Source organism: Paraglaciecola mesophila (assembly GCF_009906955.1).
GTDB lineage: Bacteria > Pseudomonadota > Gammaproteobacteria > Enterobacterales > Alteromonadaceae > Paraglaciecola > Paraglaciecola mesophila_A.
Map to the genome: position 1 here is coordinate 3,665,918 of NZ_CP047656.1, position 15,658 is coordinate 3,681,575.

Annotated in this window: 13 protein-coding genes; 8 read left to right on the forward strand and 5 right to left on the reverse strand. The window is 44.3% G+C overall.

Annotated elements, in window-relative coordinates; translation table 11 throughout:
• The first annotated feature begins 1 nt into the window (after position 1).
• Positions 2-967, forward strand: coding sequence for a DUF4097 family beta strand repeat-containing protein (locus FX988_RS15705; RefSeq protein ID WP_160181066.1), 966 nt, complete (start codon positions 2-4; stop codon positions 965-967).
• A 64-nt stretch (positions 968-1,031) separates the two neighbouring features.
• Here the strand turns inward: FX988_RS15705 and FX988_RS15710 are convergent, their stop codons facing one another.
• Positions 1,032-3,950, reverse strand: coding sequence for a TonB-dependent receptor domain-containing protein (locus FX988_RS15710; RefSeq protein WP_160181067.1), 2,919 nt, complete (start codon positions 3,948-3,950; stop codon positions 1,032-1,034).
• 272 nt (positions 3,951-4,222) lie between these two features.
• The gene (ispB, locus tag FX988_RS15715) at positions 4,223-5,194 is read right to left on the reverse strand and encodes an octaprenyl diphosphate synthase (RefSeq protein WP_160181068.1); all 972 of its coding nucleotides are present in this window, start codon (positions 5,192-5,194) and stop codon (positions 4,223-4,225) included.
• Between the two features lie 239 nt (positions 5,195-5,433).
• Here ispB and rplU point away from each other — a divergent pair, with 239 nt between their 5' ends.
• The 4 genes from rplU (at position 5,434) to folA (ending at position 7,968) form a co-directional block, all read left to right on the forward strand.
• Complete coding sequence (gene rplU, locus FX988_RS15720) at positions 5,434-5,745, forward strand: 50S ribosomal protein L21 (protein ID WP_007985153.1); 312 nt, start codon at positions 5,434-5,436, stop codon at positions 5,743-5,745.
• Between the two features lie 18 nt (positions 5,746-5,763).
• Positions 5,764-6,021, forward strand: a complete 258-nt coding sequence (rpmA, locus tag FX988_RS15725) for a 50S ribosomal protein L27 (protein WP_007985155.1) — start codon at positions 5,764-5,766, stop codon at positions 6,019-6,021.
• A gap of 170 nt (positions 6,022-6,191) precedes the next feature.
• Positions 6,192-7,361: an Obg family GTPase CgtA gene (gene cgtA, locus FX988_RS15730; protein WP_160181069.1), complete on the forward strand. Its 1,170-nt coding sequence runs from the start codon at positions 6,192-6,194 to the stop codon at positions 7,359-7,361.
• Between the two features lie 91 nt (positions 7,362-7,452).
• A complete protein-coding gene (folA, locus tag FX988_RS15735; protein ID WP_160181070.1) occupies positions 7,453-7,968 on the forward strand; it encodes a type 3 dihydrofolate reductase in 516 nt (171 codons plus the stop codon).
• 7 nt (positions 7,969-7,975) lie between these two features.
• On the opposite strand, the gene FX988_RS15740 is transcribed toward folA, so the two are convergent.
• A complete protein-coding gene (locus FX988_RS15740) occupies positions 7,976-8,497 on the reverse strand; it encodes a hypothetical protein (protein ID WP_254700637.1) in 522 nt (173 codons plus the stop codon).
• Positions 8,498-8,882: 385 nt separating this feature from the next.
• Between FX988_RS15740 and tpx the strand changes: the two genes are divergently transcribed.
• Positions 8,883-9,377, forward strand: coding sequence for a thiol peroxidase (gene tpx, locus FX988_RS15745; RefSeq protein WP_160181071.1), 495 nt, complete (start codon positions 8,883-8,885; stop codon positions 9,375-9,377).
• A gap of 93 nt (positions 9,378-9,470) precedes the next feature.
• On the opposite strand, the gene FX988_RS15750 is transcribed toward tpx, so the two are convergent.
• Complete coding sequence (locus FX988_RS15750; RefSeq protein WP_160181072.1) at positions 9,471-9,677, reverse strand: cold-shock protein; 207 nt, start codon at positions 9,675-9,677, stop codon at positions 9,471-9,473.
• Between the two features lie 384 nt (positions 9,678-10,061).
• Between FX988_RS15750 and FX988_RS15755 the strand changes: the two genes are divergently transcribed.
• Both FX988_RS15755 and FX988_RS15760 read left to right on the forward strand, forming a co-directional pair.
• Complete coding sequence (locus FX988_RS15755; protein WP_160181073.1) at positions 10,062-12,224, forward strand: VTT domain-containing protein; 2,163 nt, start codon at positions 10,062-10,064, stop codon at positions 12,222-12,224.
• 6 nt (positions 12,225-12,230) lie between these two features.
• Positions 12,231-12,926: an endonuclease/exonuclease/phosphatase family protein gene (locus FX988_RS15760; RefSeq protein WP_160181074.1), complete on the forward strand. Its 696-nt coding sequence runs from the start codon at positions 12,231-12,233 to the stop codon at positions 12,924-12,926.
• Positions 12,927-13,057: 131 nt separating this feature from the next.
• Here the strand turns inward: FX988_RS15760 and FX988_RS15765 are convergent, their stop codons facing one another.
• A complete protein-coding gene (locus FX988_RS15765) occupies positions 13,058-15,475 on the reverse strand; it encodes a glycoside hydrolase family 3 N-terminal domain-containing protein (protein WP_254700638.1) in 2,418 nt (805 codons plus the stop codon).
• Between the last annotated feature and the right edge of the window lie 183 nt (positions 15,476-15,658).

Below are 15,658 nucleotides of genomic sequence, written 5' to 3' on the forward strand. Positions count from 1 at the left end.
AATGAAGTTAATGGTGCTTAAAGGGGTATGCAGCGCAATCGGTTTAATGGCCGCGCTGAGCGTGTCTGCTGGCGAACAAATTGATCGCAGCATTGAAGCGAATCCTAATGGCTATGTGGAAATCGAGCACGTCAACGGCAAGGCACAAGTCCAAGGCTGGAACAAATCCCAAGTACAAGTGCAAGGCCAGCTAGGGGATAGTACCGAACGCTTTATATTTGAGCGCAAAGGTAATGAGGTGCTGATAAAGGTGAAAGTTAAGAATAGCCGAAAGCACAGCAGCCGCTGGGGGAGTGACGATGAAGACGAATTGATTATTTTTGTCCCCAACCAGAGCCGTATAAACTATACCGCTGTGAATGCGGACGTCAGCTTAAATGGCATTCACGGTGGCGTAAATGCACAAACGGTGAATGGTGAAATCGATGCTCAAAAGCTGTCAGGCCGCCTGCAATTGGAATCGGTAAATGGTGACATTCAAGCCGATTCATTAGAAGGTGATGTCACTATCGAAACTGTTAATGGTGATATTCGCTCACAAAGTACTAATGGGCAGGAAGATAGATATAAGTCAGTAAATGGTGATATCAAGGTTACCTCTCGTTCAAAAGCGCTTCGCGTGACAACGGTTAACGGTGATGTGAAATTGGCGATGCAGGAAATTAAATTTGCTGATTTAGAAACCGTTAACGGCGAATTAAGTATGGATTTAGCACTCGCTGACGGGGGAGAGTTACAGGCAACAACTGTAGGGGGAGAGATTAACCTGAATTTTGCTCCGGACGTATCAGCATTGTTTGATATTCGTGCTCATGCAGGTGGTAAGATTGTTAATCGTCTGACCCATGACAAAGTTCAAAAAGACAAATATGGCCCAAGTAGCTGGCTAGCAACCAGTACAGGACAAGGTCAAGGGAAGGTGTCTATTTCAACCGTGAATGGTCGAGTGAGTATTTCAAAAGAATAGAGGCAATAAACAAAAATGCACCACCCACGCAGGGACGAAGGTGATGCATTGAGTTAACTAAGTTTTAGAAAGAAACTTTAACACCAGCATTAGCACGACGACCGATCAGGTCATAAAGTGCATCAAAGGTATTTCCTGAAGGGACTTCGTTAAATACGTTACGAATACCAGCAGAGAAGCTAACGTTGTCATTCAAGTAGTAAACTGCAGACAAGTCGTGTGTCCACACTGAATCGATAAAGTTAGGTGACGCATCTTCTGGTGAACCGCCGCCAGGTGACACATCAAACAAAGCACTCTTATCAATAAAGCGCGAGCTCCAGTTAACGTTTAAGTCGTCAATACGGTAATCAATAGACGTGCTCCATTGTAAGCTTGGATCACCTACTTCACCGTCTTCTACGTTGATTTCATCTGGGCGAGTTTGAAATTCAAATTCATCTAAGCTAAGTACTTTGGTCGCTGAGATATTGATTCTGACTTCACCAGGTAAATCAAACTGACTTAGGTCTGTTCTGTAACGGATGTTCGCTTCGATACCGTCAGTGTCGAAACCAGCCGCGTTAATATAACCAGAGCGCACCAATGCAATATCATTGGTGGTAGGGTCGCGGTCAATTTGTCCACAGAAGTTAACATCTGGGCCGCCAGTCGCATCAACACAGTTATCAGCAACATCTTGCGCTGAAACTAAGTTAATCGCATCAGAAATTTCGATGTTGTAGTAATCCACAGTCAATGAGAAGTTCTCAATGAAAGCAGGTGTCCATACAAAACCAATGGTTTGCGATTCAGCTGTTTCAGAGAACAGTTCAGTGTTACCACCAGAAAGCGTATCAACACTCACGTTATCGTTTGCTTCGAAACCAGCCGGGATGCCAAGGGCTAAACAGTTCGCCGCTCTATCTGGATCTTCATTGATGTTATCTGCATCACATGGGTCAGATACACGGGCGAAGCCAGGCGATACAGGGCTAAAGGCTTCTGTAACGTTTGGTGCACGAACCGCTTCACTGACTGTCGCGCGGAAACGCAAGTCTTCGATAGGAGCCCAGCCTAAGCCAACTTGCCATGCATCTGCATTACCTGCATGAGAGTAATCAGCTGTACGATAGGCCGCATCTACAGTGAGTTCTTCGATCAAGAACATATCGCTAAGTAATGGCGCACTGACTTCGATGAAATACTCTTCTACATCGAATCCACCAAATGAATCAGGCGTCGCTGCAGATGAATAAAAGCCTGCTTTAGTGAATTCATCCGTAATGGTGCTTGATGTTTCTTCACGGTACTCATAACCCACAGCAACACCGATGGCACCACCAGGAAGCTCTAAAAATGCGCCTGTATCAAATGATAAAGAGGCACCGTAAACGTCTTGGGTGATTTCGTCTTCACGTAACACATCACCAGAAATAAAATCTGCTGCTTCAGCGCTGAAGTTTCCTGTACCGAACGGATTAAATGCAACACAGTTTCCGCCATTGACTGAAGCTGGGTCTTCATAATCGTCGCCTTGCGCACTAGGCACTTGGCTACGACATGCAGCCATTCCAGTTGCAGGGTCGATAACCGCATCAAGCGCAGCTGTAACGTTGTCTTCTATTACATCGTTAAGTGTGCGGCGAGTATTTTTGGTTTCACCATGAGTGTAAAATACGTCATAGTCGAATACTGTTTCGCCAAGCTCGAATCCGCCTTCAAAGCCAACCACGACGCGGAACAATTCACGATCGTTTGCTGCTGAACGGTTACCTAAATCACCGAAGAAACGTGAGAAGGGCACGGTAGTGTCTTGACCGCCGTCAATAAGACGCTGTCTGGTAGCAGAATCTAAGAACGGGTTATCTGCAACGTTAATGCTTAAGCCACCGAAATTGAAAGCCGGCTGAAACTGCTGACGAATATCTTTATCAACGTATTTAACATCACCGTACATACGAACGTTATCGTTAAAGTCATAACGGAATGTAGAGGCTAATGTAACGGTCTCTTGGGCGGGTGTGTAGTTTTCATAGTTATCAGGGAAGAAAACCGTGTCGTATGCTTGGTCAAAGTTACCAAAGGCGAAGCTGTTGGTATTGATACGCTCAACCTGATCCATACCTACGCCGTCAGGTGAAAACGTAATACGAGGGCCACCACCAAATGGGTTGATCACACCAAAGTCGTTGATCATTTCTGAACCGACGAAAGGTACACGGAATCTATCAGCAATACCGTCGTCTTCACCGCCATCATCTGGGTTGATAACAGTACCTGCATAATCATGTTGTTGCAGGTCGGTTAGTAATACTTCGCGAATGTCAGATTTACCAGCGAAGAACGTAATGTTGCCTTTACCGTCTTCTGAGGTTGCACCGGCTAACACACTAAAGTTATGGCTCTTGGTCCCTACCCCTTCAGTGCTATCGGAAACACCGGCATTAAACTCAAAACCTTCAAAATCGTCTTTAAGGATAATATTGATAACGCCTGAAACTGCATCAGAACCATAAATAGCTGACGCACCACCTGTGATGATTTCAACTTTATCGATCAAGGCAGCAGGTATGGCGCCTGTATCGATAGCTGAAGAACCTGGTGCACCGGCAACGTGACGAATGCCGTTAACCAAGGTTAGCGTACGGTCTCTACCCAATGAGCGAAGATCTGGGGCACTTAAGCCTGCATCTTCGTTGCTGTTGTTGTTACCGATTAAGCTTGAACTAGCTGCGATAGCTGGAATTTCCGCTAAAATACTACCTAAGTCTGGTGTACCAAAGCGGGCAATTTCTTCTGAACTTAAAGAGATAACTGGAGCGGGTGAAGAAAGCTCGGCACGTGCAATACGTGAGCCGGTTACTGATATTTTCTCAAGAGCCTCGCCTTCAGCGGCAGGGGTTTCCTGTGCTGTCGTTAAAGTAGAAAATGATGCGGCCGAAAGCGCACCGAGAGAGACAGCGAGTCTAATTGACTTCGCCAATTCGGTTTTAGTGAACATGTAAATCCCCGTGATTTTATTAATACCAATCGTTTTTTTTACGATTTTTATTGTTCAATAGTGAGTTGAACTGTAACGGAATATAAATCAATACATATCGGCTTACAATCTATTATGGATTATCGTATGTATCGAAAACTTCACATTTGGAGCAAATTCCCTGTCCCTATTGGGGTTTTGGGGGCATTTCTGAAAGCGTTATTAGACTAATTTACAGTATGAAAGAGGAGAATAGGCACGGAAAATTTTTAAAATATTTACAAAAGGGGAGGCTAGGCCACCCGCTCTACTGCAATGTGAGCTAAGCCAATTAAGGCTTGCTTGTAGTGTGATTCAGGAATGGGCGCCAATGCGTCGACCGCTTGTTGAGAGGCTGTTAACGCTTTTTGCTTGGTGTAACCCAAGGCGTTGGTTTGCTCCATCGCTTCTAAAATTAACGTTAGATTATCCATGCCATTACCTGACTCAATGGCTTCTCGTATCATTGCCGCTTGTTGTTCATTGCCATGCCACATTGCGTACAAAAGCGGCAAGGTAGGTTTACCTTCTGCTAGGTCATCACCCATGTTTTTACCCATATCCTCACTGTCAGAGGCGTAATCCATGATGTCATCAACGAGTTGAAAGGCTGTGCCCAAATACTTTCCGTAGTTTTGCATGGCATTTTCAATGTCTTTGGTTTGTTTGGTCAGTACACCAGCTAATAGCGTAGCCGCTTCAAATAAGCGTGCAGTTTTGCTGTAAATCACTTCCATGTAACTTTCTTCTGTGGTGTCAGGATCGTTACAGTTCATCAATTGCAGCACTTCACCCTCTGCAATCACATTGGTTGCATCGGACAAAATTTGCATGACGCGCATGCTGTCCAGCGTCACCATCATTTGAAACGAGCGGGTATATAGAAAGTCACCCACTAACACACTTGCTTGATTACCAAATACTTCATTTGCTGTTTCGCGCCCTCGGCGCATAGTCGACTCATCGACGACATCGTCATGCAGTAACGTCGCGGTATGAATAAATTCAATAATTGCGGCTAACGTATGATGTTGCTCTGTCTGTATATTCAAGGCCCGAGCGGCTAAAACCGTTAATAAAGGCCTTAGTCGTTTGCCACCGCTATTAACGATGTAAAAGCCAAGTTGATTGATCAGCGAGACATCTGAATTCACCTGCTTTTGGATCAGTTGATTGACCGCGAGCATATCTGGCTCAGCGAGTGAAAGGATGTGGTCTAAATCCATACTTAATTTTCAGCTCTGAAGATAAGGTGTTAATTAGCGTGCGATTTTACAGAAATTACACAGGGTATCCAGCAGACATTATGTAACAATTGCCTGCAAAGACGCGTAGAATATGTGTTGCTGCATATTTGAGCAAATAAATTGAATTTGGTACTTGCGACGACTGGACGGTTCACGTACAATTCGCGCCCTGTTTTTGAATATATAGCGCTATGATTAAGCGCAGAGCGGAGTTAATTATGTACGCGGTTTTCCAAAGTGGTGGCAAACAACACCGTGTGGCTGAAGGCCAAACCGTTCGTCTAGAGAAGATCGAAGTGGCTCCAGGTGAGTCAGTAGAATTCGCTGATATCTTGATGGTGAGCAATGGTGAAGACGTTAAGATCGGTACGCCTTTTGTTAGTGGCGGAAAAGTTACAGCGGAAGTTGTAACGCATGGTCGTGGCGAGAAAGTTAAGATTGTTAAGTTTCGTCGACGCAAGCATTCACGTACCCAAATGGGTCACCGTCAGTGGTTCACGGAAGTGAAAATCACTGGTATAAGCGCTTAATAGTAGGAGTTCGAACTAATGGCACATAAAAAGGCTGGTGGTAGTACCAATAACGGTCGTGACTCAGAAAGTAAACGTTTAGGTGTTAAACGTTACGGTGGCGAGTCAGTTTTAGCAGGTAACATTATTGTTCGTCAACGTGGTACTCGTTTCCACGCTGGTGACAACATGGGTATCGGCAAAGATCACACTTTGTTTGCTTTATCAGACGGTAAAGTTCAATTTGAAGTGAAAGGTCCTAAAAACCGTAAATTTGTAAGTATCGTTGCTGAATAATTAGCAATCTTACACAGTTTAAAAGACCCCGCTTGTGCGGGGTTTTTTGTTTGAGACGTCTTATTATCATTTTGCATACATAAGACCAACACGCTGAGCTAGGGAATGCCCCAAGCGCCAGCGAACTAGTATAAACTCTTTATACTCTTTACCTGAAAGTTGAGTTAACGATGAAATTTGTAGATGAAGCTGAGATCCGCGTTGAAGCGGGTGATGGCGGAGCCGGTACGGTTAGTTTTCGCCGCGAGAAATATGTTCCTGATGGCGGCCCGGATGGCGGCGATGGTGGTGATGGTGGTAGCGTTTACCTAGTGGCTGATGAAAACCTAAACACGCTTATCGATTATCGCTTTGAGAAATTTCATCGTGCTGAACGTGGTAAAAATGGCCAAAGCTCAGATTGTACTGGTCGCAAAGGCGCTGACCTGGAAGTCAAGGTTCCAGTAGGTACCCGAGCAACAGACACTGAAACCGGCGAATTGTTAGGTGATTTAACCAAGCACGGTCAGCGACTTAAAGCGGCACAAGGGGGTTATCATGGTTTAGGTAATGCTCGCTTTAAAACCAGCACCAACCGCGCCCCACGACAGAAAACTTTGGGTACCCCAGGGGATGTTCGCATGCTCAAATTAGAGCTAATGCTATTGGCTGATGTGGGTTTGTTGGGTATGCCAAACGCAGGTAAATCAACCTTTATACGTAGTGTTTCTGCCGCCAAGCCGAAAGTGGCAGATTATCCATTTACCACACTTGTGCCGAATTTAGGTGTCGTGCGCTTAGATGCAATGAGCAGTTTTGTGATTGCCGATATTCCCGGTTTGATCGAAGGCGCATCTGAGGGGGCTGGTTTAGGAATTCAATTCCTTAAGCACCTTGAACGTTGCCGAGTGTTATTGCACCTTATTGATTTGATGCCGGCTGACGGCTCTGATCCCGTTGAAAATGCCAAAGCTATCGTTAGCGAATTAGAAAAATACAGCCCCAAATTAGCTGCTAAACCACGTTGGTTGGTGTTCAATAAAGTCGATTTGATGTTTGAAGACGAAGCACAAGAGTTATGTAAAGAGATTGCTAGTGCGCTGAACTGGGAAGGTGAATACCACAGTATTTCTGCTGTACAGGGTAAGAACACCAAAGAACTTTGCATTAAGGTCATGGACTTTATTGAAAGCTTACCAGAAGAAGAAGTTGATGAGTCGGATGATGAAGAAGTCGGCTTCAAATGGGATACTTATCATAAAGAGACAGTCGAAAATTACGAAGATGACGATGATTTCGACGATGATGATGACGATGACTTTGATGGCGACGACGACTTCGAAGTGATTTACCAAAAGTAAGCCGATTATCGGTTGGCTGTATGTACTCAGTTGACCGACTTGAACTGAATAATGAACGTGTAATGTAGTTGGAAAAGTAGGGTGTTATAGCATGGCAAAGATTGCAATGATTGCCGCAATGGCAAATGAACGAGTAATTGGTCTTAACAATCAAATGCCTTGGCACATGCCAGCCGACTTAAAACATTTTAAACGCGTGACGTTGGGCAAGCCAATCATTATGGGGCGAAAAACCTACGAATCTATTGGTAGGGCGTTACCTGGTCGACTTAATATCGTGATTACAGGCGACCAAGGTTATCAACTGAGTGATGCGAGTGTCGTACACAGCTGCGAACAGGCTATTAACTTGGCTACGTCACACATGCAAAAAGAAGGCGTAGCTGAGCAGAAGCAGGAAATTATGGTGATTGGTGGCGGTACGGTTTACCAACACTTTTTACCTCATGCTAATCGCTTGTATTTGACCTTTATAGATTTAGACACCCCTGGAGACACGTATTTTCCTGACTATGCAGATGATGTATGGCAAGAGATTGAATCTGAATCGAGTGAGCCTGACGAGAAAAATCCACACGCCTACCGCTTTGTTACCCTTGCTAGGTGATTGCTGTCTAAGCAATCGCCTTGGCGCTGTTTTTCAGTAATGTAAAGGTATACACATAGCCATATAATGCGCTGAACACAATGCTGGGTGTCACAGTCAGCAATAAGTTAGGTGTGTGATTTATTAGGTTCACTGTGATGGCTATACTTCCTTGCATCAATATCGGGATTAGAGGGGCGAGTAGTGCGCCGGAGATTTTCGCTACGGATAAGCGTGATGCCGCATTATCCAACGCGTGATTGAACGTCTTAAAAATGGCAATGTTTTGTTTCGTTTTAGCGTAAACCGAACACAGAATGGGTACCACAAATACCAGCGACACGTAATGACTACCAAACCGTTGAACGACCTTTTCTAATGTGAAGGTGAATATGATGGTAATGCTGCCACTGAGCGAACCTTGTACTAGCGCCGAACGCAGAATAAGCGCTAGATCGTCTGTCACTAAGCTATTCGCCCAGTAAGTCCAACCAAAATAGAATAAAAATGCCACTAATGCTGACATGGCCAATCTACTTCTTGATGACATTTTGGGTTCTCCCTAGCAAAGTAATTGGAATGGCATAAGACCTTATACCAATTCCATTAAATAATTGGCCTCTCAGAATTCATCCAGCGGGTTTTGAACAAGGCGTCGGTGTGTAGTAATGGTTGTTCCCTTTCAAATATCGAGAACGTAGTGCAAAACCCGCTGGGGAATTCCCTTCGGGCGAATTTTAAAAAGACTTACTCTGTGTTGCTCAAACTCGAAAGAGCACCACTATTACTTCATTTAAGCGCCTTGATTAAGTCCTTTTAAATTTTCGCTGAGTGGTTAATTATTTAATGGAATTGGTATTACTATTGTTTTCTGTCTTTCATCCCCCATTTTAGTATGCTACGAAAAACGATTATTAATCAAAGTTGGAGAACATATGAGCACAGTGACTTTAAAGGGTAACCCATTCAACACCATTGGCGTCTTGCCAAGTGTAGGTGAAAGCGCAGTCGATTTTCGTTTAGTGAAAACCGACCTTTCTGAAACCACACTTGCTGACTATAAAGGCTCTCGTTTGGTACTGAATATTTTCCCGTCTGTGGATACGCCGACGTGTGCAATGTCTGTACGCAAGTTTAATGAGCAAGTAAGTCAATTAGATAACACCAAAGTGCTATGTGTCTCTGCTGATTTGCCTTTTGCGGCTGCGCGTTTCTGTGGTGCTGAAGGGATTGAAAATGTTGCTACAGGCTCAAGCTTTAGAAGCACATTTGGCACAGATTATGGTGTGGAATTTGTTGATGGCCCATTGAAAGGCTTGTTGTCACGCAGTGTAGTAGTGCTTGATGAAAGCGGTAAGGTTATTTATACCGAACAAGTTTCTGAAACAGCTGACGAGCCTGACTATGAAGCAGCGATTGCAGCGCTATAGTGATTCTAAAGGTGTTTAACACTTTTTGAGTGCCCAAAAAGAAACGAGCCGCAATGCGGCTCGTCTTAGGCGATAACTAACGTCAGTCTGTAATTAAATAGGAACTACGTTGTTCGCACATGGGCCTTTAGGGCTTTGACCAACTTCAAACTCAACCGCTTGGCCGTCGTTCAAAGTTGCATATCCACCACCGCTTTTAATTTCTGAGTGATGAACAAATAAATCTTTTCCACCGTCTTCTGGAGTAATGAAACCGAAACCTTTGTCCGCATTAAACCACTTAACTGTACCTTTACTCATAATCTACTCTACTTTAATTAATATATTGTTTGCAGAAAACCTGCAGAGAGCATTGTATAGGTTATTTTCAAGTAAATCCGTTCTAATCCAACTTTACTTCACATTTTTGCCGCTTAATTTGCCAAACACTCTCTTTCTTATTGGTGGCGTGCATTTTGCTGCTTAATTTGTGGAACAGAAAAACAGTCCAATTAATAAATGTTTTTTTAGGCGAAGAGTTCTTTCCGGCCCTTGTTTTAATTGGAATGCAGAGATCCTTAAGGCATTTTGCAAGCTAAAAAAATTATACAGACTAGATTTGTAAATTTTATAAATATCTAGGTTGAAAGCACTTTTTCTATCCAAGGCTTAATCTCATTACGAAATAACTGAAAAGGAAAAAGCATGACTGATACCAGCGCATCCTTGTTCAAAGAAAGTGAAAACTGTTGGCAAACCAGTCAAGTAACGTATGCCACTCCCTTGATTGATGGTGCAAATTACTATCGGGCATTACATAGCGCGATCTGCAAAGCTAAGCACAGCATATTTATTGTCGGGTGGGATATTGATAGCCGGATCCGTTTATTACGTGGTGAAGAGGAAAAAAATGCCAGCGCACCCTCTGTCATTAGCGAGTTGTTAAAATGGAAAGCAGAACAACACCAAGATATAAAAATCTACTTGCTGCGCTGGGATTCCTCTTTAGCGTTCTTTAGTCAAAGGGAGATGTGGGCTAAAGAAGTGTGGGACAACAAAACGCCCGACAACGTTAAGACAGCGTTAGATAGCACGATCCCTATGGGAGGCAGTCAGCACCAAAAAATTGTTGTTATTGACGATGAAATTGCATTTTCGGGAGGGATGGACGTCTCTACCAACCGTTGGGATACCCGAGAGCACCTAGTAGAGCAACCTGAACGCGTCGGGCCAGACGGCCCTCATGGGCCACTTCACGACGTGCAAATATTAACCAGCGGCCCAATTGTCGAGTGTTTTGCCCAATTAGTCCGTTGGCGTTGGGACAGAATAAATGAGCAAAAAGCGATAGAGTTTTCCCCTAGCGACCCACAGCGCGATGACGTGCCTGCTTCTTGGCCGGATAATTTCCCTCCAAGTATGCACAACTTGCCTTGTGCTGTAGCGCGCACAATTCCCTTTATGGATGGCGTAGAGCCTGTTCAAGAGGTAAGGCGTATGTTGCTTGATCTCATCGGGCAAGCTGAACGCTTTATTTTTATTGAGAATCAATTCACTACCCGTCAAGAAATAGCTGAAGCGTTAAACAAACGCTTGAAAGCCTGCCCAGATTTGCAGGTTATTGTGGTCAGCTCTTATGAACCCAAGGGAAAGTTTGAGAGCGAAGCTTACTGGGCGAGTCGCATTGATTTTAAGAGAATTTTGGAAAATGGCATTGAGGATGGGCGGGTTAAGATAACCTACTCAACTTTGACCAATGACCAAGGAAAAAGCACTCAGAAGCGCGTGCATTCAAAAGTAATGAGTATTGATGATCGTTACTTGGTTATTGGCTCTTCAAATATCAGTAACCGCTCCATGAGTTTAGACACTGAAGTAGACTTAGTGTTTGCTGTAAATACAGAGCAAAATAAAAGGGACATCACAAACGTACGCAATGATTTACTTGCAGAGCATACCGGACGCAGTATAGAGCAAGTGGAAAAAATATTTGCTAGTGATGACCCTCTCAATGGGTTACTAAGTGATCAGGCTGAAACTGGGTATCAGCTCGCCGAAGTCAGTGATGAGCAGTTTACAAATAAAGCTTGGCAACCAGTATTTAGCTCATTGTCAGATCCTGAAAAACCACTGATTGCGCCTATTCAAATGTCCAGTGGAAAAGTGGTTGGGGTAGGGAACCCTAAACAAAAAACCATTGTTTTTATGCTCGTTGCTTTACTGGTACTCGTGCTCGGTGGGTTGGTTTATTGGGCTAGTCATTCTATTCCTTGGTTGACAGCAGAAAACCTTGAGCAGTTTTTAGAAGATACTAAGGGCACCATGTGGGTCATTCCCACTATATGCATAATTTATGTGATTGCAGGCTTGGTGTTTTTCCCGGTTACTGTTTTGTCATTAGCGGTGGCGGCCGTGTATGGGCCTATTTGGGGCCCCATTTATGGCATGCTTGGGGCGCTTATTAGTTCTGCTACCTTATTTGCTTTAGGTCATATTATGGGCGAACGTGGACTACGTAAAATGGGAGGAACGAAGATACAAGCTGTGGATGATAAGTTCAAAGACAGTGGCATTGTGGGTGTGGCCGTCATTCGCCTCATTCCTATTGCGCCTTTTAGCTTGGTCAACTTGGTGGCTGGTATCTCTTCTATTGGCTTAATTCAGTTTCTAGCAGGGACATTCCTCGGTATGTTTCCTCCGATGATCGCCAAAGGGCTGGTGGGGGATTCACTTAGTAAGATTTTTACGAATCCTTCTCCTGAAACTATTGGCTATCTAGCGCTTGGCATTGGCTTTTGGGCATTGATGATCTTTGTGTGTCAAAAGCTGGCACGCATGTACCAATTAAAAAAAGCGCAGGCGAGTTAACAGGGGATGCGCATAGTGACATATAACATTCATAGTGGCGTAGGGGTCGACGGCGTACAAAGCTATAAGCGTATCGGTCAGTTTCTAGCACGTCAGAATATTGATATTGCTTTGATTCAGGAAATGGACACCCGCCCCAATGAGCGCGATACCGAACAGGATATTCAAGACTTGTGTGCTAATTACTTCATTGCCCTTAGTCGCTCACCTGCACTTGAAGAAACACATGGTTGGTATGGGAATGCTATCTTGAGTCGATATCCTGTACTTTCGACAAAGACCGTAGATGTTAGCCAAGAGGGCTTTCAACCGCGTAATATTCAAGAAGTAGTCCTTGATACGCATGTTGGCCCTATACGAGTGATTAATACGCACAAGGGGCTAAAGAAGCAGGAGAGACGAAAGCAATTTGCCCTAATGGCTGAATATTTAGAACAAAGCATGGCGGTGTCGTCTATTCCATTGATAGTAGGCGGGGATTTTAATGAGTGGCAGTTTTTTACTCGCGCTTTTCGTACCATCAATCAGGTATTAACAGAGCATAAAGTTTCAGCTACTTTCCCCACTGCATGGCCTTTATTTCGATTAGATCGCGTGTGGACGTCATTCAATGACAACAAGGTAGAGGCTCAGGTACTTAAAACCTCAGAAACACGATATTACTCTGATCATTATCCTATCTTACTGACATTCGATGATTAAACGTTTGAGGTTATTTAAATGCTCTGTGGTGTTTGGACATAAAAAGACCCCCAGTAACTGGTATGTCCAACTATTGGGGGTCACTTCAGATAGGCCGTTTTTTATATGAGGTTGTTCGCGTTAGTTAATGGCTATTGCACACTCACATTCGTCAGATACGCTTTTTGCGCTTGTGGTATTTCACTGACATCACCAACTACCTCAAATGATTCATCTAAACGAATATCATCTGAAGCGCTACCTATCATTAATTTTATTTCACCCGGCTCAACCACAAAACGCATTTGTGCATCGTAAAATGCTAGCAAATTGACTGGAAGTTCAAAGGTGACCTTTTTGCTTTCCCCGGCTTTTAGCGCTACTCGTTTAAAGCCTTTTAGTTCTTTTACAGGTCTGGTAACGCTGGAAAAAACATCGCGAATATACAGCTGTGCGACTTCCTCGCCATCCACATCACCATTGTTGGTCAAGGTAAAGCTCGCAATCACAGTGCCATTCGCTTTGGCGTTTGAGGCATCAACGGACAAATCACTATACTTAAACGTGGTGTAACTTAACCCGTGTCCAAAGGCGAAGGCAGGTGCTGTTTCTCCGAAAATATAGCCGCGCTTAGCAGAGGGTTTGTGATTATAAAACACGGGCAGTTGACCAACGGTTTTCGGTAAACTCAACGGTAATTTACCGCTAGGATTAACATCGCCGAACAGTACATTCGCCACTGCGCTGCCGGTTTCTTGACCAAGGTACCAGGCTTCTATAATAGCGGGAGCGTCTTGATATAAATTACCTAACGTGAGAGGACGACCGTTGGAAAGAATCAACACAGTAGGTGTACCCGTGGCTAACACTGCTTCAACTAAGGCATGTTGCTCGCCAAGTAAATTTAATGAGTCGCGATCCCCTAAGTGATTTTCTGCCCATGCTTCTCGCGAACTACCTTCATTTGAGCCAACTACAACAACAGCAACATCACTGCGCTTAGCCAGGGCTACAGCATCATCGATAAGTGCCTGAGCATTACTTAAATCGGCAAGCTTCATGTTTTCTTTGTTCCAGCGCTCCTTAGAGTAACTTTGCGCTGTTACGGAAGCTGGTGATGGGTCTTGAATATCTTCTGTGATAAGTGCGCCACGTGAAAACTCTACCTTGGCGTTCTTACCTAGTTTGTTACGCAGGCCATCCAAAATGGTGACTGTTTGGCGAGGAATATCGCTGTATCCGCCCAATAAGGTTTCATCGGCGTGGGGGCCAATGACGGCGACGCTTTGTACCTTAGTTTTGTCCAAAGGCAACACTCCGTCATTTTTCAATAACACCATAGCCTTTTCAGCGGTGACTTGCGCTAGGTCACGGTGTGCTTGGCTGCCTACTATGGCGTCAACCGCATTTTCATCTGTGTACGGGTTTTCAAATAACCCCAATTTGAACTTCTCGCGTAAAATACGTGCTACAGCGGTATCAATTTTCTGCATCGAGACTTTTTCATCATTCACTAGTTTTTCAAGCAGTGGAAAAACATCTCGGTCAGGCATTTCAACATCAACCCCAGCATTGAGCGCCATAATAGCAGCGTTTTCACTACTGCCAGCTAGGCCATGGCGAGTGATGAGCTCTTTGATTGCGTAATAGTCACTCACCAATAAGCCATCGAAACCCCACTCATCGCGCAGAATATCAGTTAACAACATTTTGTTAGCATGAGAAGGAATGCCATCTATTTCATTATAAGAAGCCATAACGCTGCCTACATGTGCAAGCTTAACCGCAGCTTCAAAGGGAAATAAAAACACTTCCCGCAATGCGCGCTCGCCAATTGGCGCAGGGGCAATGTTCAAACCGCCGGTTGGCTGACCATGCCCTGCTAAGTGTTTAAGTGTCGCCATAACGCGGTTTTCAGGGATGTTTTGTTCATCACCCTGAAAGCCTTTTACCGCTGATACACCGAGTTCTCCAATTAGATAAGGGTCTTCCCCCATGGTTTCTTCAATCCTTCCCCAGCGAGGATCCCGGGCGACATCAAGGATAGGTGTTAGCGCTTGGTTGCCGCCGCGGGCTCGTACTTCCTCGGCACTGGCCTGGTAGATGTCATGAATTAACTGAGGGTCCCACGTACTGGCCATGGCGATGGCTTGGGGGAAACTCGTGGCTTCGCTAGCAGCATGGCCATGTAAGGCCTCTTCATGAAAAATAGCTGGAATGGATAAACGTGTGTTGTCGATTAACCACTTCTGAATTGCATTGGTGTATTTTACACTCTCAACTGGGGAGAGGTCTTCACTAGGACGAGCAATATGACCAATGCCTAAAGGCAGTATTTTCTCTGCCATATCTGTTTTAAGTGCACCTTTTGGCCCTTTTAACTCCCTTCCTTCGTGCCAAACGGTTTGCAATTGAGCAACTTTTTCTTGCAAGGTCATTTGTTTTAATAAATTGCTTACCCTTTGCTCGGTGGGCAAACTTGCATCTTGGTAATCGCCTGCGGCAAGACTGTTAAATGCTAAGGAGGCGAATCCCACCGCTAGGACGCTTTTTAACGAACACATTCTCATCTTAAATCCCTATTTGTCACTGAAAGTAATGGGAGAGGACACAGATACATTTTATTGCCCTAATATCCCATGCTATTGACTAGTGTAACGAGATAAAATCATAATGGTCATTGTGACAATTTGTAAACCAATTATTATATTTAAGTAACGTTCCCATGTTCGGTTGAAATGTGAACGACGACC

Coding starts and splice junctions, on each gene's coding strand:
- folA (WP_160181070.1), top strand. CDS start 7,453: ATGGCAAAGATTGCAATGATTGCCGCAATGGCAAATGAACGAGTAATT.
- cgtA (WP_160181069.1), top strand. CDS start 6,192: ATGAAATTTGTAGATGAAGCTGAGATCCGCGTTGAAGCGGGTGATGGC.
- FX988_RS15750 (WP_160181072.1), bottom strand. CDS start 9,677: ATGAGTAAAGGTACAGTTAAGTGGTTTAATGCGGACAAAGGTTTCGGT.
- FX988_RS15740 (WP_254700637.1), bottom strand. CDS start 8,497: ATGTCATCAAGAAGTAGATTGGCCATGTCAGCATTAGTGGCATTTTTA.
- rpmA (WP_007985155.1), top strand. CDS start 5,764: ATGGCACATAAAAAGGCTGGTGGTAGTACCAATAACGGTCGTGACTCA.
- tpx (WP_160181071.1), top strand. CDS start 8,883: ATGAGCACAGTGACTTTAAAGGGTAACCCATTCAACACCATTGGCGTC.
- FX988_RS15705 (WP_160181066.1), top strand. CDS start 2: ATGAAGTTAATGGTGCTTAAAGGGGTATGCAGCGCAATCGGTTTAATG.
- FX988_RS15765 (WP_254700638.1), bottom strand. CDS start 15,475: ATGAGAATGTGTTCGTTAAAAAGCGTCCTAGCGGTGGGATTCGCCTCC.
- FX988_RS15760 (WP_160181074.1), top strand. CDS start 12,231: ATGCGCATAGTGACATATAACATTCATAGTGGCGTAGGGGTCGACGGC.
- FX988_RS15755 (WP_160181073.1), top strand. CDS start 10,062: ATGACTGATACCAGCGCATCCTTGTTCAAAGAAAGTGAAAACTGTTGG.
- ispB (WP_160181068.1), bottom strand. CDS start 5,194: ATGGATTTAGACCACATCCTTTCACTCGCTGAGCCAGATATGCTCGCG.
- rplU (WP_007985153.1), top strand. CDS start 5,434: ATGTACGCGGTTTTCCAAAGTGGTGGCAAACAACACCGTGTGGCTGAA.
- FX988_RS15710 (WP_160181067.1), bottom strand. CDS start 3,950: ATGTTCACTAAAACCGAATTGGCGAAGTCAATTAGACTCGCTGTCTCT.